Here is a 24,695-nt window from a genome sequence, read left to right on the forward strand (position 1 = left end):
CAAATCGGTCTTCCGCAATCAAGCTGTTAGCTCGACGGCTGCTAAGCTTGACTCGACTGCGTAGAGCTTCGACTGCAGCTCCAATAGATGTTCGCGGCGGGATACTCGCTGTTCCGGATCGGGATCAGAAGTTGTGTCAAGCGAAGAGTCTCCTCTGGCTATCGCATTTTTCTCAGCCTCAATAGCCTGCTGCAGGCGGTCCCGCTCTTTTTCCAATGTCCGTTTTTCGATGGTTCCCATAATGGAAGGCTATCATTTACGTCGGTGGACAACCTTTTGTGCGTATCCATGGAAGAGACGACGGCGTTTGTGATTTTGCGACAGCGGGTTGCACTGCGAGTAGCCCCTGGTCTTGCATCTGACAGATCCTGCGGACGGCATGGAGCGGGGACCTTGATATGCCCAGGAGAAGGTTGATCTCGCGGCCGTGTGGAAACACTTGTAACGATATTCCTGAAATCATCAGAACTTCCATCGTCGTGATGCTTAGACTCTTGTAATCTCCGAGCGTACGATAGCCGGCAAGATAGATAACGGATGTTTTCATTGAGCAGTAGCCAAACCATAGGAGGCAAACGTGTATTACAGCAAAGGGAACTACGAAGCATTTGCACGGCCTCGGAAACCAGCGAACATTGAAACGAAATCAGCCTATCTGGTTGGCGGTGGTCTGGCCTCGCTGGCAGCTGCCGCTTTTCTCATACGCGATGGCCATATGGCCGGTGATCGCATCACGATCCTGGAGGCAGCGACTATTGGAGGTGGCGCGCTCGACGGTGCCGGCAATGCAGAGACCGGCTGGCTGATCCGTGGTGGCCGCGAAATGGAGGATCACTTTGAGTGTCTCTGGGATCTCTATCGGTCGATCCCATCGCTTGAGATCGAAGGTGCCTCCGTACTCGACGAATTTTACTGGCTTAATAAAGACGATCCAAACCATTCGCTACAGCGAGCGACAATCGAGCGAGGGCTGGATGCGAAGACCGGCATGGATTTCACCCTTAGCTCAAAAGCCCGAAGAGAGATCATTGAGCTTGTTCTTGCGCTGCCTGAACATCTCTACGAGAAGCGAATCAATGAGGTTTTCGGCAAAGATTTTTTCGACTCGAACTTCTGGCTCTACTGGCGAACCATGTTTGCGTTCGAGGAGTGGCACAGTGCGCTGGAGATGAAGCTCTACGTCCAGCGCTTTATTCACCACATTGACGGTCTACCTGACTTCAGTACTTTGAAGTTCACTAAGTTCAACCAATACGAATCCCTTGTTTTACCGCTCATCACGTGGCTGCGCCAGCAGGGGGCCAGGGTCCAGTTCAATACGCAGGTGATGAATGTCGTCTTCGATATTGCGCCAGACCACAAGGTGGCGCGCCGGATCGAATGGATTCAAGACGGACAGCAGGGCGGGGTCGATGTTACTGAAGACGATCTAGTCTTTGTAACCAACGGATCATTGGTGGAGAACTCCGAGTGGGGCGATCATCACACGCCTGCGAGATTTGACCCTATCGTGCATGACGGAGGCAGCTGGCATCTCTGGAGAAATATCGCGGCCCAAGATGCAGCTTTCGGAAAGCCAGACAAATTCTGTACGAGACCGGAGGAGTCTCAGTGGGCTTCCGCCTCGATCACGACGCTTGACCCTAGGATACCCGCCTACATCGAGAAGATCGCTAAGCGGCCAACCAGGACGGGCAAGGTGGTGACAGGTGGCATCGTCAGCGTGCGCGATTCGTCATGGCTTCTGAGCTGGACCGTCAATCGTCAGCCACACTTCAAACAGCAGCCCCCTGAGCAGACCGTTGTTTGGTGTTATGCGCTCTTTACCGACCGTCCCGGAGATTATGTTACAAAGCCGATGCGAGACTGTACTGGCGAGGAGATTACAAAGGAGTGGCTCTTCCATCTCGGCGTACCTTTGCATGAAATCGATTCGTTGGCCGCCGCAGGTGCCTCACGCGCCCCTGCATGATGCCCTTCATCACGGCGTTCTTCCTGACGCGCAATGGGACCGACCGACCAAAGGTCGTGCCGGACGCAGTGAAGAACTTCGCCTTCATCGGCCAGTTTGCTGAATCGACACGGGACTGCATCTTTACAACGGAATACTCGGTCCGAACGGGAATGGAAGCGGTGTATCAACTCCTCAAGATAGAGCGCGGAGTTCCTGAAGTATTTGGGTCCATTTACGATGTCCGAGAACTCATTAAGTCGACGGTATTCCTGCGAGACCGTGAGAAATTAACCATCCCATTCTTTGCAAAACGCTGGGTGGAAAAGACCATGATCGGGCGTTTGCTTGAGGAGTATGGACTTATCTGAAGTGCGTTATCGGCTTTATGCTTAGCGTTCCGGATCAACTTGGTTCTGAGGGCAGGCGGGCACAATAACCCGGAAAAAACACAGCAATTCAGTCTTCAGCGACGCTTCGACGATAATCGACTCGATTTCCACTATCCGACCATGATTTGCACAAAAAAAACGGGTCTGACAATCGATGCTTTGTAGGCAGAACGCGAGTATCTTACGAATCAACGGAGGAGAAATCTTCCAGCAGAAGAGAGTCGACAAGGGCTATCAGGAGAACCGGCAACGGTGATCACGAAGTACTTAGGAAACTGAATGCTTATGGATAGACCAAAGAAGCTCTGACAACGAAGGCAATGACAGAGGAGTAGGGAAGTGCGGGCTCTGCTCGCGGTCTCCAAGCGAATCTGAAATGGCAATTAGTTGTGATCTCGGCGCCGAACCGGATCTTCGAAACATCGGAAAGCAGAGGGGCGGGATCTCGAAAGAGATCGCCCCTTTTTGCTTGCGCAAATTCGTGCCGGCTTCCGTAGTCAGAGTGGATGGAATGAGGTCTGTAGAATTCAACCGCTCATTCGGTGATCTCGACATCACGCCAGAATGCGATGTGGTGTTTTAGGGAGCGTGCTACAGGCTTGGGATCGGGGTAGTAATAGGCGGCGTCCAGATTCTCCGCACCGTCGACCAGAAGGGTGTAAAACCGTGCTTGGCCTTTAGATCCATCGGTGGAGGTAGTTGAACTCGGTCGGAGGAACTCTCGTTTCACATCTTCGTCAGGAAAATAAGTGATTCCATCTGATACTTTGGCGTTTTCGCTCGGGGCGATTGCTTGGCCGTTCCATATAGCTTTCTTCATTACGTTCACTCGTTTTATATTAGCCTCATTTCCCTCAGGTCTCTCTGGTTGGTTGCGTGCCTCGAAGGGCGACCTCGCTTCGCCCGGGTTCGTTATACCGTCTCGGCCGTTCGACTCCCATCAGCAGAGACCGCGAAATCCATAAGGAATATGGCAAACGCAAGAGACCCGAAGCGCCAAAACTGTTGGATCGAGGGAAAGGGATCAGAACCTTCCAGCTTGCACAGGCAGGTCAACCCAAAGGCGAACAATAGGGCAGCCATGGACGGAATCAGCTTGTCGCGGAGATAGACATGATCGAGATACCGCCAGATCTTTGCAGTAGAGACCATAACGAAGGAGAACGCCACGGCAAAGACGAAGGCCGCGAAGACTCCTGTATTGCCATGTCCCTTCAGTACCGCCACGGCACTGAAGGGCCCGATGTCCGGTGTTTGAGTGAGGATCGCGATTGCATAGAATCCGATCGAGAGAATTCCTGAATAGGTGGTCAAATCTTTAAGCGAAATGGTCAATTGGGAAACTCCAAAGAATTATTTTCTCTATTTAAAATGACGACCTCACAACGGTTAAAATCTTCGCTCATTCTGCCTCGACGAGCGTTCGAAACGTAAGGGAGTATCGCAGCGAATCTACGGGAGGGATGCTATGTTCCCACTTGGTTCGGGAGGCGCCCTCCAGAATATAGATCGATCGCGGCTTTATCGTTTGCGACCGGCGAAGCCAGCCAGTATCTGTGGGAAGGCGGAAGCGCATCGTCGCCGGGGACAGAAGAGAAACGCCGACAATGACGCCAAATTGCGGCTTGTCCTTGTGCCAACCGATTCCAGCTCCCGGAGGATACTCGTTGACTCCGCCTTGCTGGAAGTCTTCCACATGCCGACCGGAGAATTTCGCGACCTTCTTGCGAAGTTCCGTCATGAAGGAAGGGAAGCCATCTGCAGCTTCGACCTGCCGTCGCGAGTAATCGTAGCGGAGCCCAAACGAGGTGACACGGCGGTTACCCAGATAACCATGAAATTCAAAGGGTTTGAGCTCGAGAGTGGAAAGTGACGCTACAAGCGCAGCTTCTTCCGCTTCGCTGATGATGTCTGCTTCATAACGAAACCCGGCGGGCGTTGAGGGCGGTTCACTCTCGAATTCAGCAAACAGTCCACTTTGCGTTGCCATTAGCGTCCTCCTGAAAATCTTTCTTCCCCGGTGCTTAACCACGAGTGGGTAGAACGAAACGATCCGACTTTAAAACAAATTCAGCTGCGGCGTTTGGGCCGATCTCGTACTAGGGATCTTGTCATCGAATACCGTTCTGCCTCCGATCGACCGAGAGATAGAACGCTCATGCGCGATTGCAGCGTCAAAATCCGCAAGCGGCTCCCGTTCCTCCTCGACCGTACGAGTGAGTCTGTCCAATCGCCGGAAACCCTCAAGCTTTTCCGTATGTCCAAGTCGAGCTGCCTCCAGAGACCGACGAAGAACTGCCAGAGATTCATCGTAGGTTTTGAGAGGTACGGGGAAGGGATGTCCGTCTTTGCCCCCATGGGCAAACGAAAAACGCGCGGGATCGGAGAATCGGCTTGGCGCTCCGTGCACGACCTCCGCAATTAGAGCAAGCGACTGCAGCGTTCGCGGTCCAAGCCCCTCCACCAGCAATAGCGATGCGAAGTCGCGAAGTTCCTCTTCATGTGCCACCGCCAGCACCCCACCCAATCGCTTCAGGTCTACTTCCTTCGCACGAACATCGTGATGCGCCGGCATCGTGAGTTTACGGGCATCGTTCAGGACATTTGCGACAGGTTCCCTCGTGATCGAAAGCAACGCACTCTGTGCCCGTTCGGCGCGGGCATCGACGAGGTTCACAATCTCTCCCTGCGGTTTGCCCACAACAGCTGCGTGAGGATCGGACACAAAGTCGCGCACCGTGGCCGAATGCCAGTGGTAGCGTCGAGCCAGATGATTCGCAGAATTCATCCCTTGCTGCACGACTGCCCACTCCCCGGATTGCGTCACAACGAAGGAGTGAAGGTAAAGTTGAAACCCATCGACGACCGCATTGTTATCGACTCGCGCGGTGAGCCGACTCGTACGTGCCAGCGCGTCACCGTCAAGTCCGGTTCTCACCGAGAACGAACGAAGTTCGTCCGGCGTCCTGACGGAGTGTCTGCCACGTCCACCGCAGACCATAAGGCCGAGTTCTGAGAACCGCGGATTGATCCCGCGTTTAAGTGCGCCAAGTACGGAAGTCGTTATGCCTGATGAGTGCCAGTCCATGCCCATCACAGCCCCAAAAGACTGAAACCAGAATGGGTCGCTCAATCTCGTGAGAAATTTCAATCTGCCGTAATTGAGGATCACCTGTTCTGCAATCGCAGTTCCAAGCTCGGTCATTCTGTCAGCCAGCCATGCAGGCACGCGGCCGCCGTGGAGCGGAAGATCGGCGGTTCCAGAGCGCTTCATGCGGACAAATACCTCAGCTTTATATTCGCCCTCTATTCGCTTATAATCAAGGGGACCCAAAGCTCTGAAGGTCATGGTCTCGGTAGGTGGCTATCAGGTGACGCAACCCCGATCCAGGTGATATTCACCGGTAGCGTTCGTTTAAAGTAATCACCAACGATGAAAGATCCGGACTCGAATGGCGGCCGCGCGGCCAGTACCGCACGTCGTCGGCGCAGGCAGTTAGCTCAGGAAGGCCCGGATTTCCAGGGCGAATTCTTCGCGCCTCCGACTGTGGCTGCTCCGGCTAAAGTCACAGCACAACCGCTCGCGACGGAGGTTGCGACCCCTCCAGCAGAGATCGATGTAACGCCCGATCCTGAGCTTACAGTCGACCAGGCCGAGGCCCTTCGAAGTATCGAGGCCGCATACGAGCCGGGTGGATTTTACCTGCTCACAGGACATGCCGGATCGGGGAAGACATACCTGATGCAGCGGCTGACCAAGAGCATGCTCGCGAAGAATCGCCGTGTCGTCCTCAGTGCCCCCACACACAAGGCTGTGGCAGTTCTCGCTCTCAAGTTGACCGAGGCGAACATTAAGGACGTAGCTTGTCGTACGATCCATAGCGTTCTCAGCCTGACACCAAAACCCCGGACGGATCGCCTTGTCTTCGAAAGAGACCGCGATGCAGAGCCAGTCAAGGCCGATGTGGTAGTGATCGACGAATGTTCTATGGTGGACCTTGAACTGTTTCGACACATCAAGCGCCATCTTCCAAATGCTTTTGTACTCTTTGTCGGCGATCCGGCCCAGCTACCGCCGGTTGGGGAGGCAGAGAGCGAGACATTTAATACGCCAAACCGCTCTCACTTGACGACGATCGTCCGGCAAGCGGCAGGAAATCCGATCCTCGAAGCTGCCAGCATTATCCGCAGTAGTCAGGGAGGTCCTTCCGATTGGTCGTGGCTCCGGCAGTCAGCGCTCGAGAGCGGACATGGCGTATTCCTGCCTCGTGAAGCTGCACATCGATGGATGCGTAAGGCTTTCACCTCTGAAGAGTTTGAAGCCGACCCGAACGCGTTTCGCTACCTCGCGTGGACGAATCGGCGCGTTCGCCAGACCAACGAGACGATTCGCCGCTGGCGTTACGGGGACAACATTCCTACGCCGTTCATGCCTGGGGAAAGGGCACTCTTTCGCGCACCTGTCATCGTGGAAGACTCCATCATCTTTGCCAACAACGAGGAGGCGAAGGTACTGGGTATCGAAAAGACCTTCCTCAGCCATGACATCAAAGAGGCCGCGGGTGTTCCGAAGTGGACTGCCTCAATCCCCACATGGCTTATCCGTCTGGAGGACAATGAAGGTGACGAGAAAGCCGTCCACATGATCTCGGATGAGAGTGAATTTCAGAAGGCGGTTACCCGGATCAAGGACGAAGCGGCAGAGTCACGTATTCGGTGGATGCATCTCCATGAGTTTCAACAGAGCTTTGCCAGGCTGCAGTCGATCTATAGTCTGACGGTCCATACGAGCCAGGGCGGGACATTCGGCTCGGTCTTTATAGACCTTCCCGATATCCGTCGACGCGAAGAAACCAATCTGCTGGAAGCGCAACAGATGCTCTATGTCGCCGCAACACGTCCGTCGAAGCGACTCGTGGTGATTGAAGCCTAGTTTGTTGTGTACTCTTTCGTTATAGGGCGCTGCCGTCAATCGCCGTTGTATTCGGGCAAAGGGTGATTGTGATTGTCCAGGACCCGAATACCAAGGCGCTCGATGGCTGCCCGGTTTGAGGCAGGAATCGGCTCAACAGGAAACCCGAGCTTCTTCCATGCGGTTAATCCTCCCTCCAACACCCATACTCGCGCCACTCCTTTCCTTCGAAGAGCGAGAGCAACTCGGGCGCTGGTCAGTTCTCGAGCGGAGGAACAGTAAAGAACGACGTCCAGGTCCTTTGGAACCTTGACATGACCGGGAACGCGAAGGCGTTGCGGGTCAACCCGGATAGCTCCTGGAATGCCGGGAAAGGGTTCGGTTTCGTCGAAGCTTACAAGATCGACCAGAGCAATATTTTCATCCGCATCCAGTCTTTGGCGCAACAGCGAAGGGCTTATCTTGCGGAGGCGCAATTTATGAATCATCCGGATGAGCGTTATTGCCCGCCAAGCGGCGTAGAGAATCAACGGAACCCCTATCGCCACGGCCAGAAGATGTCCGAAACGGGTTACATATGTTATTGCGACATTCAATCGGTCTGCAAACACATATCCGACACCGACATAAAACGTGGACCACAGGAGAGAACCGACGGCATCATAAGCAAGAAAGGAGGTTATCGGGATGCCCTCCATGCCCGCGAGGGGAGGAGTCACACCATCCAGTCCAGGAACGAATTTGGCAACCAGAAGAGAGCGCGGACCCCAACGTTTGAACACCCGTCTCGCTCGCTGTGCGGCGTATCCGGGGTCGCTGCTAAAACTGCAGAGCAACCGAAGGATCCTGCTGCCCCACCGCCGCCCGGCCTCAAACCAAACGAGATCGCCAGCCAGACAACCGAGAATACCCACGAGGATGATGAGATCTATCCTGAACTCACCGTGGCCAACGAGAGCTCCCGCCATCATAAGGAAAGCAATCGCGGGCACAGGCAAGCAGAGTTGACTCGCGAAGACCACCAGCCATAGGGTGGGATAAGTGAGTGGGACCATGTTACCCATTGATCGGCCACAATTTGTACAGTTGAGAAATCGTAGAAACGGCTCTCCCTATCAAATCTCTAGGCCGTTCCGATTGAAGGAAGAGGCATGAGAGCGGCGAGTTCGGAAGACTTAATGGAATCATCGAGAAAGGATCATTCATTGTCCAAGCGACTGATAACGCTGGATTCAGGCCCGCGTCGTTCCAGCCAATGATTCGATGCGGTCATCGACTTCATTTACCTAAATTGAGTCGAAAGGGCCCGCCGGTCGACGGCACCCTTTGCTGTGTTTGGAATGCTGCTTACGATGTGGATTCGTTCGGGAACCTCAAAGCTGCTGAGCTTTGACCGGCAGTAGTCCTCAAGTTCCTGCTCAGACGCATTACTTCCAGAGCGCAACACGACTGCCGCATGAACACATTCTCCATAGATCGGATGCGGCTCCGGGAAGGCCACAGCTTCGAGCACTGCCGGATTCGAAAGGAGTGCGACATCGATATCGCCCGGCGCGATCTTTTCGCCGCCCCGGTTGATCTGTTCTTTGATTCTTCCCTTCAGATCTAGATATCCGGGTGTGTCCATGCTGCCCAGATCCCCACTACGGAACCATCCATCGGAGAAGCTGGAGGCGTTTGCCTCAGGATTCTCGAGGTATCCGGAGATGACAGTCGCACCGCGGACCCAAACTTCACCTATACCGCCAACGGGTAGGTCATTTCCATCCTCTGCAACAATCCGCATCTCAACTCCTGTGGGTAAGCCGACCGAAGATATTCGATTCGTTCCATGCATAGGCAGAGGATTGGACGATACCTGGTGGGTCGCTTCCGTCATCCCGTACGCCGAGATGACGGGCGCACCAAAAGTTTTATCCATCGCAGTGGCGAGATCTTCGTCGATGGGCGCGCTGCAACTGCGAATGAAGCGGAGCGCCGGAGCTGATAATCCCGGGTAATCCTGCGATGCACGGTTAACCAGAATGCGGTGGATGGTGGGCACCGCAGTGAACCATGTCGCCCTAACCCTAACCATGTCCGGCCAGAACAAGTGGGCAGAAAACCCGCCGGTAGTGGGAAGGTAGACGCTCCCACCGCTCACAAGGGTTGCGAGTAAACCCGCGACCAGACCATGGCCATGGAACATCGGCATAACGATCAGTGTTGCGTCTGCGGGTGAGAGATCATACCAGGAAGCTATATTTCGAATCGATTCAAGGATATTGCGATGTGTCCACGGAACGGCTTTGGGCGCTCCTGTCGAGCCGGCTGTGAACATCACCAGAGCGACATCATCGCCCGCTATAAGAGATGAGCTGGTCCCTGCCTCGGCAGCCGGAGTCTTGTTCGCAATGTCATGAATGTGGACTGCTGCGGAGGAGCTTGAGACCTCGACGTTCACGGTCCACAAAGCTGATGTTCCGGACAAAAACGCGGAATGATCCACCTGATTTTCCAGATGTTTTGGGATCAGCAAAGCATGCGCAGATAGGGCGTTGAGGCGTGCCTGCACATCGATCACGGTGAGCGAAGGATTCAGCGGGGCGAGACGAGCTCCGAAAGAAGTCACCGCCAAGAGTGCTACAACGAACTCGATACAGTTGTCAGCGAGCAACGCAACCGTATGGCTGCGATTCAAACCTAGTAAAGATAACTGCGTCTTCGCGCTGTTCACTAACAATTCCAGTTTCTGGTAGTTGACCACATGACTCAGGTCAGAGATCCCGATAGCAATCCGTTCCGGTTGCGTTTGGGCATGTTCGGTAAGTAGCTGAGACAGATTGGTCAGAGGTGGATATCCGATGGTCGCAGTGCTCGGTCTCTCTATGGTTTTGTATTGTGTCATGGGCCTGATCGATCTACTGCTTCGGTGGAGGATCTGTGAGTTCAATCGCAAAGACCAAGTGGAGTCGCCTCACCTGATTCTTCACCAACGTTGATACCGGCTCGAGAAGACTCGTGAGCCTGTTCGTATCTACCAGCAAGCCTGGAGACGATCTAAGCTTCCCACCTTTCTCCTGATCCTTCGGTGACGGCCGTCACATACGAGACGACATGGCGAGGCTACCTTCGAGTTCAGCAACAGGCTCTTCGAGACACCGCCAGAAGGCACCAGCGGTGAAAGAGCTTCGCAACCTATCCGCGACGGTGCCGCAACAAAAAAGGGAGTCTTTCACTATGAGTTTGCCGCTTGAAGGAATCAAAGTAATTGATTTTACCGGTGTCCAGGCAGGTCCAGCATGTACCCAGATGATGGCATGGTACGGAGCCGATGTCCTGAAGGTCGAACGTCTCAACGGGGGCGATGTCACACGGCATCAGTTGCGTGACATTCCCAATGTCGATGCGTTGTATTTCACAATGCTCAACAGCAATAAGAGATCGCTGACCCTCAACACCAAGACGTCGGAAGGCAAAGAGATTATGGAGAAGCTGATCCGAGGAGCCGACGTTCTCGTTGAAAACTTCGCTCCGGGCGCCATGGACCGGATGGGATTTTCATGGGAGCATATTCAGGAACTTAACCCAAGACTGATCTTCGGATCCGTCAAAGGCTTCAACGACCAGTCGATTTATTCCGATATCAAGGTTTACGAGAATGTCGCACAGTGCGCTGGCGGCTCTGCCTCGACGACTGGGTTCTGGGACGGTCCTCCGACGATTAGCGCAGCCGCCCTCGGCGACAGCAACAGTGGAATGCACCTGTTGATCGGCATCCTGACCGCGCTTATGAGCCGTCAAAAGACAGGAAAAGGCCAAAAGGTATCTGTTTCGATGCAGGATAGCGTGATCAATCTCTGCCGCGTGAAGTTACGCGATCAGCAGAGGCTCGAACGTGTTGGCTATCTCGAAGAGTATCCCCAGTATCCCAATGGAAAGTTCACCGATGTAACTCCTCGGGGCGGTAATGCAGGCGGCGGCGGCCAGCCGGGCTGGATCCTCAAATGCAAAGGCTGGGAGACTGATCCGAACTCGTACATCTACTTCACGATTCAGGAGCAGGATTGGGGACCGACTTGCGATGCAATTGAGAAGCCTGAATGGAAAAACGATCCAGCCTACACGACAGCGGCTGCACGCCAGCCACACATCTTCGATATCTTTGCCGATATTGAGAAGTGGCTTGCCGACAAGACCAAGTTCGAAGCAGTCAACATCCTGCGGCGATTCGGAGTTCCGTGCTCTCCGGTCCTGAACATGAAGGAGATCGCCTATGACACGACGCTGCGGGCGGCCGGGACGATCGTTGAGGTTCCACACAAGGAGCGGGGTACCTATCTGACCGTCGGCAGCCCGATGAAGTTCTCGGACTTTACGCCTAAGATTACGGGTTCGCCTCTCCTAGGCGAGCACTCAGATGAGGTACTCGCCGAACTGGGGTACAAGCCGGAAGAGATCGCCAAACTGCACGACGCGAAGGTTATCTGAGGACATCAGGCGCTTAGGGTACACACTCAGGCGCCTGACCCGTCGTTATATGAGAGCGGATACATCGAGGTATCTACGTCCATCCCAGGCTTTTCGCGTCATGGCGTGGCTCAGCTGCCTCCTTGACGATCTCGTCCATCAGATAAGCCCCAACAGAACAGAGAATTGGAAGGAATTGGCAATATGGCAAGCGAATCGCAGTCTGCTGCCGTTATGACGGACGGCTTTCATTTGGTGGTCGATGCACTAAAGCTGAATGGCATCAATACAATTTATGGTGTCGCTGGCATTCCAATCACGGATCTGGCGCGCCTGGCTCAGGCAGAAGGAATGCGATACATCGGCTTTCGGCATGAGCAGTCTGCAGGCAATGCCGCAGCGATATCTGGATACCTTACGCAAAAGCCGGGCATTTGCCTCACCGTTTCAGCACCGGGGTTCCTGAACGGCATGGTGGCGCTGGCGAACGCTACTACCAACGGTTTCCCAATGATTCAGATCAGCGGATCGAGCAACCGTGCGATCGTCGATCTCCAGCAGGGCGATTACGAAGAGCTTGATCAGATGAACGCAGCGAAACCTTACGCGAAGGCGGCCTTCCGCGTGAACCGACCTGAAGATATCGGCATCGGAATCGCACGAGCAATCCGTGCGGCCGTGTCAGGACGGCCAGGTGGGGTTTATCTGGATCTGACGGCTGAAGCACTGAGTGCCGTCATCGATGCCGAAACCGGAAAACAATCTCTCGTACATGTGGTCGATCCGGCACCGCGAAGGATACCCGCTCCCGAAGCGGTCGAGAGAGCCTTAGATCTGCTCGCGACGGCAAAGAGGCCACTCATTATTCTTGGTAAAGGCGCAGCATACGCGCAGGCTGATCAGGATATTCGCTCGTTGATTGAGACGACCGGCATCCCGTTTTTACCCATGTCGATGGCGAAAGGATTGCTGCCTGACGACCACCCGCAATCAGCCGCCGCCGCCCGTTCCCTCGTTCTTGCCCAAGCCGATGTAGTGATGCTCATCGGCGCGAGGCTCAACTGGCTGCTTGCACACGGCAAGGGTGCGCAATGGTCCCCTACGGCTCAGTTCATCCAGGTCGACATCGAGCCAACAGAGATGGATAGCAATCGCGCTATAGCCGCGCCCGTGGTGGGTGACATTGCATCCGTCGTCTCGGCTTTCCTTGCATATGTTAAGCCAGGCGCCACTAAGGTGAGCACCGAATGGCTGACAGCGATTGCCGAACGCAGGAAACACAACACAGAGAAGATGGCAGTTCAACTCGCTGCCAATCCCAGCCCGATGAACTTCTCGAGCGCGCTCCGCGTCATCCGGGATGTGCTGGCCGATAAACCGGATATCTACGTGGTTAACGAAGGCGCAAATACGCTCGACTTCGGACGCAATATCATCGATATGCGCAAACCCCGCATGAGGCTCGACTCCGGAACCTGGGGTGTCATGGGGATTGGAATGGGTTATGCGATCGGCGCCGCAGTCGTGAGCCATCAACCTGTTGTGGCAATTGAAGGTGACAGCGCCTTCGGCTTCAGCGGTATGGAACTTGAGACCATTTGCCGCTACGAACTTCCTGTGGTGATTGTCGTCTTCAACAATGGGGGTATTTACAAGGGGAATGGAGTAAACCCGACCGGAGGATCTGATCCATCGCCTACGACGCTTATGCAGGGCGCACGTTATGAGAAGCTGATCGAAGCATTCGGTGGCGTTGGATATTCCGTGAGCGATCCTCAAGCTCTGACTTTAGCCCTGAACGATTCTCTTGCTTCCGGGAAGCCGACGCTGATCGATTGCATCATCGATCCGAAGGCAGGGACCGAAAGTGGACATATCCAAAACCTAAACCCAAAGAACGCCCTGTCCTCCATGAAATGATGGCAGGACCACAAATCAGCCGGCCTCGGATCTTCCGAGGCCGTTTATTTTAATACACGATTCTATAGGGGGTAAGCTTGCTTATGGCTACAGTTACTGACAACACAACGCTTCATCGCTTCGAACTGATCGAGCAAGGTGAGACTGCTTTCCTTGATTACGCATACGCAAAGGGCCAACTGGTTCTCGTTCACGCGGAGGTCCCACAGGTGCTCGAGGGTCACGGCGTTGGTGGCACTCTGGTACGGTCTGTGCTGACGGAGGCACGCACCAGGGGTCTGCAGGTTGTTCCTCAGTGCTCATTTGTTGAGGAGTACATTCACCGTCATCCGGAGTTCGCCGATCTCGTCGCTGCATCTTCCGAACAACTGTAATCTGCCTCAACAGGCGGGCGAAGACAGCCTGAATTGTCGATCATGTCATCGATCTGCTCTTTCCAGAGGCTACTTCCGAGTGGCCTCTGGGTCATGATCCAGCCTGAACCGGTATGTGAATGATATGTAGGAAAGGGTCAATGGTGCGCCGTGACCGTTTACTCTCATGAGTTCGCCTGGGGAGAAGTGCCCGACACCCGCATTGACCACGAAGTATTGGTGATACACATATTTCAGTGAAGCATCGAAGTCCCGACCGATGTTATCGCTGGTAAATCCTCCTGTCGGAGGCTTCACAAATTCCGATCCGCTACCGTTGTAGACTCCATCCTTCATCGTCGCCACACGCAACAGCTCTTCTTGAATCAAAAGCGTGAGATGAGGTATCGGCGTTAGGCTGAGGTTTACGCGGGTCTGCCGAATATTCTGCCAACCAAAGAGATCGACGAGTCCGAAAGCATTGTGCGAACTTGGATACTGTTGGTCAAAGGTGCTGATCCGTTGCGGGTTCTTGTGGGTATTTCCCGTCGCATAGTCGTATTCACCCTGGACACGAGGTGTCCAAGGAAGGCGAGCCGATGTATACGCGGCTTTGGCATATCCAGCACCGGCGTGAATCGAGTCGTTTGAATAGCTGCCGCGTTGCAACACGCCCTCGACGCTATAGTCAAAACCGCCCGGCATATTGTCGCTCACGCGTAGCCCCGGGGTTGTCTCCGTTTCCGTGCCATAGCTTCCTTGCTGGCTCAGGACGCGCGGCATGGCCTTCACGAGGACGTATGGTTCAAAGGTTGTGTGTGGAATCCAGGAATTGATCGAAGCATAGGCTCCGTGAAAGTTGAGGCCGCCGGAGTGCATATCAAGGGCGGTGGGATAGATGTTCACCACAGATGCGCTAAACAGATCGATTCTGTTTTTTTCTCCGATGCGAGCGTCAAAGCCATCAAATGTGCGACTAACGTTTGTCCAGTCGCTGATCCCCACTAATCGCTCGTCGCCGAACTTCAATTCTTGCCTGCCCGCAAACACTGAGACATGTTTGATGTGAAAGTCCAGATACGCCTGGCGGAAGTCGAACGTGTCGCGCATATTTGCGGCGGTGTACTGAAGAGGCAGTCCCAACGCATGAGCGTCGTGAAACTGGAGGTACGCTGCCAGCCACCTGGTCGGCCGCACCTTGATTCCACCATGCACTCTCGTCAGGTCATACGCCTGGGCATTTCCTGAGCTGTAGTCAATCGCGGTTTGACCTTCCCCACGTGTACGAAGATCCATATCCAGAGTCATCCATGAAGGAACGTCAGGTGACTGCAAAGACTGAATATTGCCTACAGGTTGCGGATAGTCTAGATACTGTGCCGAGGCTTTCGGGACCGCAACCGCAAGCAATGATGCTGATACCAGGAATAGCAGAGGTTTTGAAGACTTGAAGTGCATTGATTCGCTTCTTTCGGTGTCGTACATATGAGGAGGTCGGGAGATATAACTGCGAGCTAAGGGGACATCGACCGATCATGACTGAACGTCGCCTTTTCTAATGACTTCTGCCCGCGATTTGAGAGTACGGCCAGTTGCAACGATCTCCTGTGATGCAGGTCACACGAGATCCCGGGAAAGCTTCATACACTACGACTAACCATCGCGTTAGGAGTAGCTAGTTGTTCGTGTGAAGCCTATGAGATCAGTTGTAACGACAGTCGCACCTCAGATATCAAAGCTTCCATCCCTGGCTCGTTCTGTTCAGCGTGTCGTTGCGCTGGCGGGAATCGCAGGTTATGTGGAGGTCATCGGTTTCTCCGATGTTGGCGGGATCTATCCAGCCATCATGACAGGCAATACCGTTCAGCTAGGCCTGACGGTGGTTCGCGCGCAGTGGGCCCGATGCGGTCTTCTGGCCTTTGCCGTGGGCCTTTTCTTTCTAGGCGGAATTATCTCGAGTCTCATTCGCAGACACCTGCGGCGCCCTCCCGTGGAACTGATGCTGATGGCCGCGGTTCTTGTAATCGCCGGTGTAATTCGGCTCCATGTCTCCTGGCGCATCCCTGTCGAGCTGCCCTTACTGGCGCTAGCACTAGCCATGCAGGGCGAGACGATCGCCAGGTTCGGAGGCGTTTCGCTGCAAACGATCGTGGTGACAAACAACATGGTGAAATTTTCGGACGCACTGGTAGGACGCTACCTGTCTGGGCAGTCCGCTCCGAAGTCCGACGAAAAACGACCCGACCTCAAAGAGGTCGTGCTTCCAGGACTTGCATGGCTCAGCTATAGCGTAGGAGCAGGTGCGGGCGCGATGGCGTCCGCTTGGATGCGGCTGCCGCTCATTGTTCCTGCTGTCATCCTTGTATTCCTGGCAGGCGATTTATTGCGGGCAAATAGCGTGGGCAGTGAGAGCGCAGGATGACACGATCCAACACGCTATGGGTCAGCCGGCTAAATCGGAATCCTTCCTGACACTGAATGCTGAAGCCGTTCCGGTATGCTCCCCTATCAAAAGCTACTTGTGTTTTCCGCTCCTTCACGTGTGAAGGAGCTCAAAAACAAAAGCTCTCAAGAGATGTTCAAACGAGCAAAGATAGGAATTTTGATGCTGGAGAGAATCAGCCAGAAGATCATTGCGGCGCCGAGTTCGCAGGCGATAACCGATATAGGTAAGGCTGTCATTACAACCCCTCGAACGGCCAAGGTGGAGATGATAAGTACGTCAAGTATGGACGAACCCATCAGCCAGAAGGTGGGACGCAAGCCCCAGAAGTGACGGCGCTCCCGTATGGCATAGGTTACGGCCTGACTGCCAAAGACGATGGCGACAATGGATAGGGTTCTTAGTGCGTCGAGGTCTAACCGCAATTTGAATTTACCGATAGTTAGAATGATCGTATAGAACACTAGGGCGCAGGTTCCGAGGATGACTCCGGCGATGGTGATCTTGCTGATCTGCCATGAATTTGGCGCTTCCGAAGGTCTTACCCTGTCTGTCGTGAGCGACATCGCGAGGAAGTCTCCGGTGATCATCAGGATAACCATTAGGGTAGGAGTCAATACAGCATGGCCAGTCATGAGCAGTCCGATTGCGAGCAAGAGGATCTGCGAAATCTTCCCGGTCGTCGATCTGAGCGTATAGCTAAGGATTCGCTGGAACGTGATCCTCCCCTCTTTTACGGCTGCGACTATACCGCCTAATCCGGGCTCGGTGAGGACGACGCCGGCGGCCGATTTTGCAACATCGGTCGCGGTCGACACAGCGATACCTATCTGGGCCTGACGAAGTGCGGGAGCGTCGTTGGCGCCGTCCCCGCACATCCCAACGGTATGGCCGTTCTTTTGGAAGGCCTTGACCAGATCGTATTTCCCTTCGGGGAGGACGCTGGCAAAGACCGAAAAATCCTGAGGCTTCACATTGGATGGCATCGAGCCTTGAGGACAAGTAGCCCCTTGGAGACCCACTGCACGGGCTACGATTGCCGCGGTCGCAGGCGCATCCCCGGTCACCATTACCGTGCGGACTCCTAGAGTCTTGAGTTCTGAGATCAACGAGGATGAATCCTCGCGCGGCGGATCGCTCAAGGCAATAAAGCCTATAAGCTGCAGAGACGACGGCGCTCCGGCCGCTACTGCCAGAACTCGGAAACCCTGCTTTTCAAGGTCATTTGCCATCCCTTCAGCCGCAGGAGATTGAGCCGCCAGGGTGCTCACCGCTGTAAAGGCTCCTTTGACGATCCGCTGCACATCTCCCTTTGCACCCGTCGCTGTCGCCTCGGACGTCTTTCGAGCTGGATCGAATGGCAAAAAGGTGTTCCGCTTTGGCAGATCCGACGCGGGTTTGTGCGCGGACGCACCCCGGATTGCATCGTCGACTGAATCCTGACCGCCATCGGAGCTCGCGAGAGCGGCCATGCCGAGAACATGGGACTCATCGAAGCCGGGCATGGGCATCACATTGGTGACGGAAAGCTCATTTCGCGTGAGGGTCCCCGTCTTGTCCGAACACAGGACATCGATTGTTGCAGCTTCATCGACGGCGGAGAGTCTCGTGGGGAGAACGCCGACTTTCGCCAGGGTTCGTGCGCCGAGCGCCGTCGCAAGAGTAAAGGTCGCTGGCAACGCTACGGGTATCGCAGCGAGAACTGCGGTGAGCAGGAGGGGAATGATCTCGCTCCACGATAGGGAATGATGAAAGGCATAGGCTCCCATGAGGAGGATGACGACGCCGTTGAAGATAGCGAGATTTCTTACAATTCGCAAGACTGCCTTTTGTTGGGAGCTGACGACATGAGCCGTCTGAACTAGCTCCGCTGTGCGGCCGAACTTCGTTCGGCCTCCGGTGGCAGTCACCTGGGCCGTGGCCTCACCTCTCCGCACGAGGGCGCCTGCGAAGGTGGCGACTCCCGCCCCGGCCTCAGTCGGCAGAGATTCGCCCGTAAGCATGGACTGATCGAGTAATACTGATCCATCAAGCAGACGCACATCCGCTGCGACTACGCCACCAAGCGAAAGCTTAAGCAGATCGCCGCATACGAGTTCAGTGGCCGGTATGGTCTTCCAGGCGCCATCGCGTCGGACAGAGGCATTCAGGGCGAGACGAGACTTCAGCGCGGTGAGAGTCGCCTGTGCGCGGCCTTCCTGAAAATAAGCCAGTGCCGCATTGAACACCAAAAGTCCCCCGATGACTGATGCCTCGACATGCTTATGGAGTACAACCTGCAGTACGATGGACGCTTCAAGCAACCATGGCACGGGAGCCCAGAACTTGGCGAGTGCATTGCGAAACGGATGGACTGACGTATCCGGCATTGCATTTGGGCCATCCTTACGAAGGCATTCTGCCGCCGCATCACTCGTGAGGCCCGCGGGTGCTGTTGTATTAGTCGCTGGCAGGTTTGGAAGGGGGATCGTAGCTACGGCTGTCATTGTTTGTCCTGACTTTCCGCTCGACGCAAATCTCGAAGCAACTGAGGACGGGGGCGAGTCTTGGGTCTTTTCCCTGGTGCGGCACAGTCCCAAGGCAATACATATAGTGATCGAACTTTGGAAGCTGAAGTGTAACGCCAGTAAAATGCATCCGAAAAAGACGAATTTGGGATCCCGCCAAACAGGAAGTGAAGGACTACGGCTGCTGCGCAGCCGTTTCGAAAGAACGAAGCAAGAGAAGAGGACACTGCACCAGTTTGACCACCTTCTCAGCGATCGAACCAAAGATCATCGGTTTCCATCCCGACATTCCGTGAGTAGAGATCACGACCATATCGATCTGTTCGCGATCGATCACCATCATGATGTTACCGGCTATATCATTTCCGATCTCTACATTTGAGCTTGCCCTGAGACCTTTCGAAGCAAGAGCCTTGACACATGACTCCAATTGTTCTTCGGCGCGCTCCTTCATCTCCTGTAGGATCGCCTCCTCCTGAAAGAGTTCCGCCCCTGTAACCGGTGGAAGCATGGGAACGACGTTGAGCAGATACAGCTCAGCAAGAAAGCGTTGAGCAAGCGCGGTCGCTGATTCCAGCGCGAAATGGGAAGATGGGCTGAAATCTATGGGGAGAAGGATCTTCTTGGGATGAAAATGGGTGTGGGGCGCCTGCGACATGAGAATCTCCTCGTCGAACGGTGGATGATGGCTTAGGTGCGGTTGTTGGGCAGGGCCGCGTGCAACAACTCGCTGGCCAGTCAGGGCTTTGAATCACCCTGTTCTTGTCAACAATCAGAACTTTGAACTGAACTGCAACCTCAGGATTGAGAGACAGTAGATGGCCACTTCCACTCTCGTATCTCTTGGCGATCGATCCCATTCTCATGCGCGTAGTTCACGCTGTCGATGATCTGGTCCTTCAGCCACTCTTTGGTATGGGCTGCAGCAGCTTCCAGGGTGGGTACACGGTCGATCACATCGATCGCCAGATTGAAGCGGTCCACTTGATTGAGGATGGCCAATTCCAGAGGCGTGTTGATGTTGCCCTTCTCCTTGTATCCACGCACATGGAAGTTGGCATGATTCGTTCGCCGGTAGGTAAGTTTATGGATCAACGACGCGTATGCGTGAAAGTTAAGGATCACCGGTTTGTTCTTCGTGAAGAGACTGTCGAACTCGCGGTCGGAAAGTCCATGAGGATGTTCTGATTCAGGCATCAGTCGAAATAGATCAACCACGTTGATGAAGCGGATCTTCAGATTGGGGCATCGTTCCCTAAGGATGGCAACGGCTGCAAGCGATTCTGACGTAGGGATGTCGCCGGCGCACGCCATGACGACATCTGGTTCTTGCCCTTCGTCATTGCTGGCAAAATCCCAAATCCCTATTCCTTTCGTGCAGTGTTTGACTGCCGCGTCCATATCGAGATATTGCAGATGTAGAGCCTTGTCCGCGACGATCACATTAATGTAGTTCGTGCTGCGCAGGCAATGGTCCGCAACGCTCAACAAGCAGTTTGCGTCCGGCGGGAGATAGATTCGCGTAACTTCCGGACTCTTGTTTGTCACCAGATCGAGGAAGCCGGGATCCTGGTGAGTAAAGCCATTGTGATCCTGCCTCCAAACCAGTGACGTAATCAAGAGGTTGATCGAAGAGATGGGGGTTCTCCATCGCAGCTCAAGCTTGCTCTTTTCCAGCCACTTCGCGTGCTGATTGAACATCGAGTCGATGATGTGGACGAAAGCTTCGTAGGTTGAGAAAAAACCATGCCGTCCTGTGAGCACATAACCCTCAAACCAACCCTCGAGAGTATGTTCGCTCAACATCTCCATGACCCGTCCGTCGGCCGAAAGGAAGCCGCCGTCGGCGTCTTCCGGCTTTCTACTTGCCATCCAGGTCTTCCCGCTTGCCTCGTAGATCACATCGAGCTTGTTGGACGCCGTCTCGTCCGGTCCAAATACGCGGAAGCTGGTCATGTTCTTCCGCATGACATCACGAAGGAAGTGGGCAAGTGTATCGGTCGAGGAAACCTCTTTCTGGCCCGGACCGTTGACCTGCAGCGCATATTGGTGGAAATCTGGCAGATCGAGGGGCTTCCTGAGAATCCCTCCATTTGCGTGGTGGTTGGCCGTGATGCGACTCGTGCCTTTGGGAGCCATCTCTTGTAACTCCGCGATCAACCTGCCCGACTCGTCGAATAGTTCGTCGGGCTTGTAACTCCGCATCCAGGTCTCAACCATTGCAAGGTGGGCAGGGTTGGTCACAGGATCGAGAATCGGCATCTGGTGAGCACGCCAGGAACCCTCGAGCTTATGCCCATCGATCTCTTTCGGGCACGTCCATCCTTTTGGAGTGCGAAGAATGATCATCGGCCAGCGAGGGCGATCCGGAATCGTACCCGACGGCGCGTTGCGCGCCTTCTCCTGAATCGCGCGAATCTCTTTTACGCAACCCTCAATCACTCGCGCCATGAGTTGATGCATGGTCTCCGGATCATGACCTTCCACCACATATGGAGTCCATCCGTATCCCTTGAACAGCCACTCCAGCTCTTCGGACGAAATTCTCGCCAGGATCGTGGGGTTGGCGATCTTGTATCCGTTCAGGTGCAGGATCGGGAGGACGGCTCCGTCCCGAACCGGATTCAGAAACTTGTTCGAGTGCCAAGAGGTTGCCAGAGGCCCGGTCTCAGCTTCCCCGTCCCCTACAACGACAGTCACGATCAAATCGGGATTGTCGAAGGCGGCGCCAAAGCCATGGGAGATGCTGTAGCCCAACTCGCCGCCCTCATGGATGGAGCCAGGTGTCTCCGGGGTACAGTGGCTGCCGATGCCGCCCGGGAACGAAAACTGTTTGAAGAACTTCTGCATGCCAGTGGCGTCTTCACTCATCTCTGGATAAATCTCTGAATAAACGCCTTCCAGATAGCTATTGGAAAGAGTCGCGGGCGCTCCATGGCCTGGTCCCGCGAGATAGATGAGGTTCAGATCGTACTTCTTAATCAGGCGGTTGAGATGCACCCATGCAAACGTCTGACCCGGATCGGAGCCCCAGTGCCCGAGGAGTCGATTCTTGATGTGTTCGGGGTTGAGCGGCTCTCTTAGAAGCGGGTTGGCCCGCAGGTAGAGCATTCCGACGCAGAGGTAATTGCAGGCCCGCCAGTAAGCGTCGATCTTACGCAGTTCATCAGGAGTCAAAGATTGATCGAGGGGATGCGTTTCGTTGGTTTCAAGGTCGGGCGACAGGACGCTGCTCATGAAATTGCCTCATGCATGATCTGTGGAAGCTGTTATGGGGCGAAAGTGTTTTCTTTGCCGAGCAATATCGTCCGGCGAACAACGGATCGGCAATCCAGGTTCTTCACATGATGCATTCTGTGTCCGGGAGATCTGAATACATCTTCATGATCGCCCGGTCTTCCATCAGAATCTGTGACGGCCGTCACAAGAGATCAGGCAGGAGGGGTTGGCCTTCTTTCCCATTGGCAGGAAGCCTGAAGAGATCAACTTCGGTGATGGGTGTCACAGTCTTCAGTGCAGGAAACTCGTACATTCGGCTCGAGAGCGATCTCTTGGCTATTCGCGATACATGATTTCGTAGGAGAAAGAGTGAAGTCAGTGGAAAATTTACAGCGTCAACCGCAAATCTCTTTTGGAGACATCCTTCTCGCCACAGACTTTTCTGTCGCATCCGAAGCTGCCTATCAGGCTGCACTGAACATGTGCCTGTCCTTCAATGCGAAGCTCTTTATTTTGCATGTGTTTGAATACGCAAACGCCGTCCCTCCCGAGAACGGTGGCCTGTTGATCGGACTGAATAGTTTCTATCTGGAAGCCCAGAGTTCGCTTGATGAACTCCTGCGCCGTACGAAACTACAGGGGATAGACTGCAAAGCAAAGATAGGCTCGGGCATCCCCGCTGACACCATCCTCGACACCATCACCTCTCGTAACATCGACCTTGCCGTACTGGGAACTAATGCTCTTCACGGCTTTGATCGTCTTGTCTTTGGTTCGACCGCTGAAGCGGTCCTGCGAAGAGCTTCTTGCCCCGTACTGACGATAGGTCCTGAAGTTCCGCAGGAAGCCCCACGTGGGACACGCAGCGGTCCCGTCGTATTTGCCACAGATTTTCATATATGGACGACCTGCGCGATCCGGTATGCCGACTTCTGCAGTCGAGGAATGAAAGCCCCGCTCCATTGTTTGCACGTGCTTCCAAGGGCGCTCGAAGGAAAATCCCAGAGTGAAGCGATTCCCCAGATTATGACTGAGGCCCTTCAGCAGGTTGCGCTTGAAAACCGCACTCTTGTCGATCCACCCGTTTGCGCAATCAGCTATGGCAGTCAGATTTCGACTGCCATTATTGAGTACGCCAAACAACAAAACGCGAAGCTGATTGTCCTTGGAGTCCGTCAGGCTTCGATGCTTGCCTCCCACATTCCGGCTCATATTGCTTTCCGTGTCATTACCGATGCACCTTGTCCGGTTCTGACCGTCTGCTACGCTTCTCCATACGAAGAAACATTCCATAACGCTGATATAAGTACAAAGGCCCTGGGGGACACTAGAGATGGTGTTCTGAATGATTTGGACGGCATCCAATAATTCAACAATCAGGCTGGAGGATAACGATTGAAAGCAGCCACCTTTGCATCCGCCCGAGGTCCAGCCGGACCGTTCCTTGAAATCAGAGAGATCGTGCGTCCAGCACTTGTGTCAGGTCATGTAGTGCTCCGGGTCCTTGCATGTGGAGTATGTCGTACTGACCTGCATATCATTGAAGGAGATTTGCCTCCTGTTCGGCCGCTTCTTATACCAGGTCATCAGATAGTAGGCGAAGTTGTCGAAGGCATGACACCCGATCTTCCGTACGGAACTCGTGTTGGGGCCTCATGGATGGGCGGTGTCGATGGTGATTGCTGGTACTGTCGACATCAAATGGAGAATCTCTGCGATAGCCCTGCATTCACCGGATACACGGTGGATGGAGGCTACGCTGAGTTTGTCCTTGTAAGGTCGGATTTTGTGTTTCCGCTGCCTGAAGGACTTGACGCGGTCCAGGTCGCCCCATTGCTGTGCGCCGGTATCATCGGCTTTCGCAGCCTGCGTGTTGCCGGTGTTGAACATGGAGAGCGAGTTGGTCTCTTTGGCTTTGGCAGCTCGGCCAGTCTGGCAATGACCGTATTGAGGTCCTGGGGCTGCGAAGTCTATGTGGTAACTCGAGGCCAATCCCATAGAGATCTCGCCACCTCCCTTGGAGCTACCTGGGTCGGCAGGGAAGATGAGTTGCCTCCAGTACAGCTGGATCGTGCGATTACATTCGCGCCGAGTGGCAGGGTAGTGGTCAGTGCTCTCTCGGCTCTGCGTAAAGGTGGAGTGGTGGCGATCAACGCCATTCATCTCGACTCTATGCCAACATTTGACTACGACAAATTGTTGTGGGGTGAACGACAAATACGTAGCGTCGCCAATATGACAAGGCAGGACGCGCGCGACTTTCTGGAGATAGCCCATGATCTCAACATCCAGCCGCGGGTCTTTGTATTTTCATTGGACGATGCGAACGCCGCGCTTCTTGCCGTTAAAGAAGAGTCCGAGAAAGGATCAGCGGTGATTGTCCCGTGAACTGATCACGAGAGGCGTTTCAATCGGAATGCACCAGTGACGGCCGTCACATACAACCGCTGGACAGAGCTTGATCCTTGTAGCCAGAGGTATTTGATGACATCCGCATCCACGCCGCTAATCGTCGGTCCTAAGGCATCCAGCAAAGCATGCTCTTGTGT

At 54.4% G+C, this 24,695-nt stretch carries 20 protein-coding genes; 9 read left to right on the forward strand and 11 right to left on the reverse strand.

Features of this window, described 5'->3' with window-relative positions; genetic code table 11:
* Nucleotides 1-18: 18 nt before the first annotated feature.
* The gene (locus GSQ82_RS09495) at nt 19-240 is read right to left on the reverse strand and encodes a hypothetical protein (RefSeq protein ID WP_158792014.1); all 222 of its coding nucleotides are present in this window, start codon (nt 238-240) and stop codon (nt 19-21) included.
* Nucleotides 241-577: 337 nt separating this feature from the next.
* Between GSQ82_RS09495 and GSQ82_RS09500 the strand changes: the two genes are divergently transcribed.
* Both GSQ82_RS09500 and GSQ82_RS24710 read left to right on the forward strand, forming a co-directional pair.
* Entirely contained in the window at nt 578-1,972 is a 1,395-nt protein-coding gene (locus GSQ82_RS09500; protein ID WP_216847053.1) for an oleate hydratase, read from the forward strand.
* Entirely contained in the window at nt 1,969-2,322 is a 354-nt protein-coding gene (locus GSQ82_RS24710) for an oleate hydratase (protein ID WP_216847054.1), read from the forward strand. The genes GSQ82_RS09500 and GSQ82_RS24710 overlap by 4 nt, the downstream gene beginning before the upstream one ends.
* A gap of 556 nt (nt 2,323-2,878) precedes the next feature.
* Here GSQ82_RS24710 and GSQ82_RS09505 read toward each other — a convergent pair.
* The 4 genes from GSQ82_RS09505 to GSQ82_RS09520 all read right to left on the reverse strand — a co-directional run bounded on the left by GSQ82_RS09505 (nt 2,879) and on the right by GSQ82_RS09520 (nt 5,617).
* Entirely contained in the window at nt 2,879-3,163 is a 285-nt protein-coding gene (locus tag GSQ82_RS09505; RefSeq protein ID WP_158792015.1) for a DUF427 domain-containing protein, read from the reverse strand.
* Nucleotides 3,164-3,255: 92 nt separating this feature from the next.
* On the reverse strand, nt 3,256-3,678 hold the full coding sequence (locus GSQ82_RS09510) for a hypothetical protein (protein ID WP_158792016.1): 423 nt from the start codon (nt 3,676-3,678) through the stop codon (nt 3,256-3,258).
* Between the two features lie 67 nt (nt 3,679-3,745).
* Nucleotides 3,746-4,333 (reverse strand): alpha-ketoglutarate-dependent dioxygenase AlkB, encoded by a 588-nt coding sequence (locus tag GSQ82_RS09515; protein WP_158792017.1) that lies wholly within the window; start codon nt 4,331-4,333, stop codon nt 3,746-3,748.
* A 69-nt stretch (nt 4,334-4,402) separates the two neighbouring features.
* Entirely contained in the window at nt 4,403-5,617 is a 1,215-nt protein-coding gene (locus GSQ82_RS09520) for a DUF763 domain-containing protein (protein ID WP_158792018.1), read from the reverse strand.
* Nucleotides 5,618-5,776: 159 nt separating this feature from the next.
* Between GSQ82_RS09520 and GSQ82_RS09525 the strand changes: the two genes are divergently transcribed.
* Nucleotides 5,777-7,276 carry an ATP-dependent RecD-like DNA helicase gene (locus GSQ82_RS09525; protein ID WP_158792019.1) on the forward strand — a complete coding sequence of 500 codons (1,500 nt, stop codon included), beginning with the start codon at nt 5,777-5,779 and terminating at the stop codon, nt 7,274-7,276.
* 35 nt (nt 7,277-7,311) lie between these two features.
* Here the strand turns inward: GSQ82_RS09525 and GSQ82_RS25685 are convergent, their stop codons facing one another.
* Nucleotides 7,312-8,319, reverse strand: a complete 1,008-nt coding sequence (locus GSQ82_RS25685) for a VTT domain-containing protein (protein ID WP_371417187.1) — start codon at nt 8,317-8,319, stop codon at nt 7,312-7,314.
* A gap of 218 nt (nt 8,320-8,537) precedes the next feature.
* Nucleotides 8,538-10,142, reverse strand: coding sequence for an AMP-binding protein (locus GSQ82_RS09535; RefSeq protein ID WP_158792021.1), 1,605 nt, complete (start codon nt 10,140-10,142; stop codon nt 8,538-8,540).
* A 332-nt stretch (nt 10,143-10,474) separates the two neighbouring features.
* Between GSQ82_RS09535 and frc the strand changes: the two genes are divergently transcribed.
* The 3 genes from frc to GSQ82_RS09550 all read left to right on the forward strand — a co-directional run bounded on the left by frc (nt 10,475) and on the right by GSQ82_RS09550 (nt 13,998).
* Nucleotides 10,475-11,725 (forward strand): formyl-CoA transferase, encoded by a 1,251-nt coding sequence (gene frc / locus GSQ82_RS09540; protein ID WP_158792022.1) that lies wholly within the window; start codon nt 10,475-10,477, stop codon nt 11,723-11,725.
* Nucleotides 11,726-11,908: 183 nt separating this feature from the next.
* Nucleotides 11,909-13,624, forward strand: coding sequence for an oxalyl-CoA decarboxylase (oxc, locus tag GSQ82_RS09545; RefSeq protein WP_158792023.1), 1,716 nt, complete (start codon nt 11,909-11,911; stop codon nt 13,622-13,624).
* 83 nt (nt 13,625-13,707) lie between these two features.
* A complete protein-coding gene (locus tag GSQ82_RS09550; RefSeq protein ID WP_158792024.1) occupies nt 13,708-13,998 on the forward strand; it encodes a GNAT family N-acetyltransferase in 291 nt (96 codons plus the stop codon).
* 69 nt (nt 13,999-14,067) lie between these two features.
* Here GSQ82_RS09550 and GSQ82_RS09555 read toward each other — a convergent pair whose 3' ends face one another.
* A complete protein-coding gene (locus GSQ82_RS09555) occupies nt 14,068-15,462 on the reverse strand; it encodes an alginate export family protein (protein ID WP_254061540.1) in 1,395 nt (464 codons plus the stop codon).
* A gap of 211 nt (nt 15,463-15,673) precedes the next feature.
* Here GSQ82_RS09555 and GSQ82_RS09560 point away from each other — a divergent pair, with 211 nt between their 5' ends.
* On the forward strand, nt 15,674-16,399 hold the full coding sequence (locus GSQ82_RS09560) for a YoaK family protein (protein WP_158792025.1): 726 nt from the start codon (nt 15,674-15,676) through the stop codon (nt 16,397-16,399).
* Nucleotides 16,400-16,545: 146 nt separating this feature from the next.
* Here GSQ82_RS09560 and GSQ82_RS09565 read toward each other — a convergent pair whose 3' ends face one another.
* The 3 genes from GSQ82_RS09565 to GSQ82_RS09575 form a co-directional block, all read right to left on the reverse strand.
* Entirely contained in the window at nt 16,546-18,906 is a 2,361-nt protein-coding gene (locus tag GSQ82_RS09565) for an HAD-IC family P-type ATPase (RefSeq protein ID WP_158792026.1), read from the reverse strand.
* Nucleotides 18,907-19,102: 196 nt separating this feature from the next.
* Nucleotides 19,103-19,585, reverse strand: coding sequence for a universal stress protein (locus GSQ82_RS09570; protein WP_158792027.1), 483 nt, complete (start codon nt 19,583-19,585; stop codon nt 19,103-19,105).
* A 140-nt stretch (nt 19,586-19,725) separates the two neighbouring features.
* The gene (locus tag GSQ82_RS09575) at nt 19,726-22,164 is read right to left on the reverse strand and encodes a phosphoketolase (protein ID WP_158792028.1); all 2,439 of its coding nucleotides are present in this window, start codon (nt 22,162-22,164) and stop codon (nt 19,726-19,728) included.
* 351 nt (nt 22,165-22,515) lie between these two features.
* Between GSQ82_RS09575 and GSQ82_RS09580 the strand changes: the two genes are divergently transcribed.
* The gene (locus GSQ82_RS09580) at nt 22,516-23,514 is read left to right on the forward strand and encodes a universal stress protein (protein WP_158792029.1); all 999 of its coding nucleotides are present in this window, start codon (nt 22,516-22,518) and stop codon (nt 23,512-23,514) included.
* 93 nt (nt 23,515-23,607) lie between these two features.
* Nucleotides 23,608-24,534, forward strand: a complete 927-nt coding sequence (locus GSQ82_RS09585) for a zinc-binding alcohol dehydrogenase family protein (protein ID WP_256370076.1) — start codon at nt 23,608-23,610, stop codon at nt 24,532-24,534.
* Nucleotides 24,535-24,695: the final 161 nt, after the last annotated feature.

Source organism: Granulicella sp. L60 (assembly GCF_009765825.1).
In the GTDB taxonomy this organism is placed as follows: domain Bacteria; phylum Acidobacteriota; class Terriglobia; order Terriglobales; family Acidobacteriaceae; genus Edaphobacter.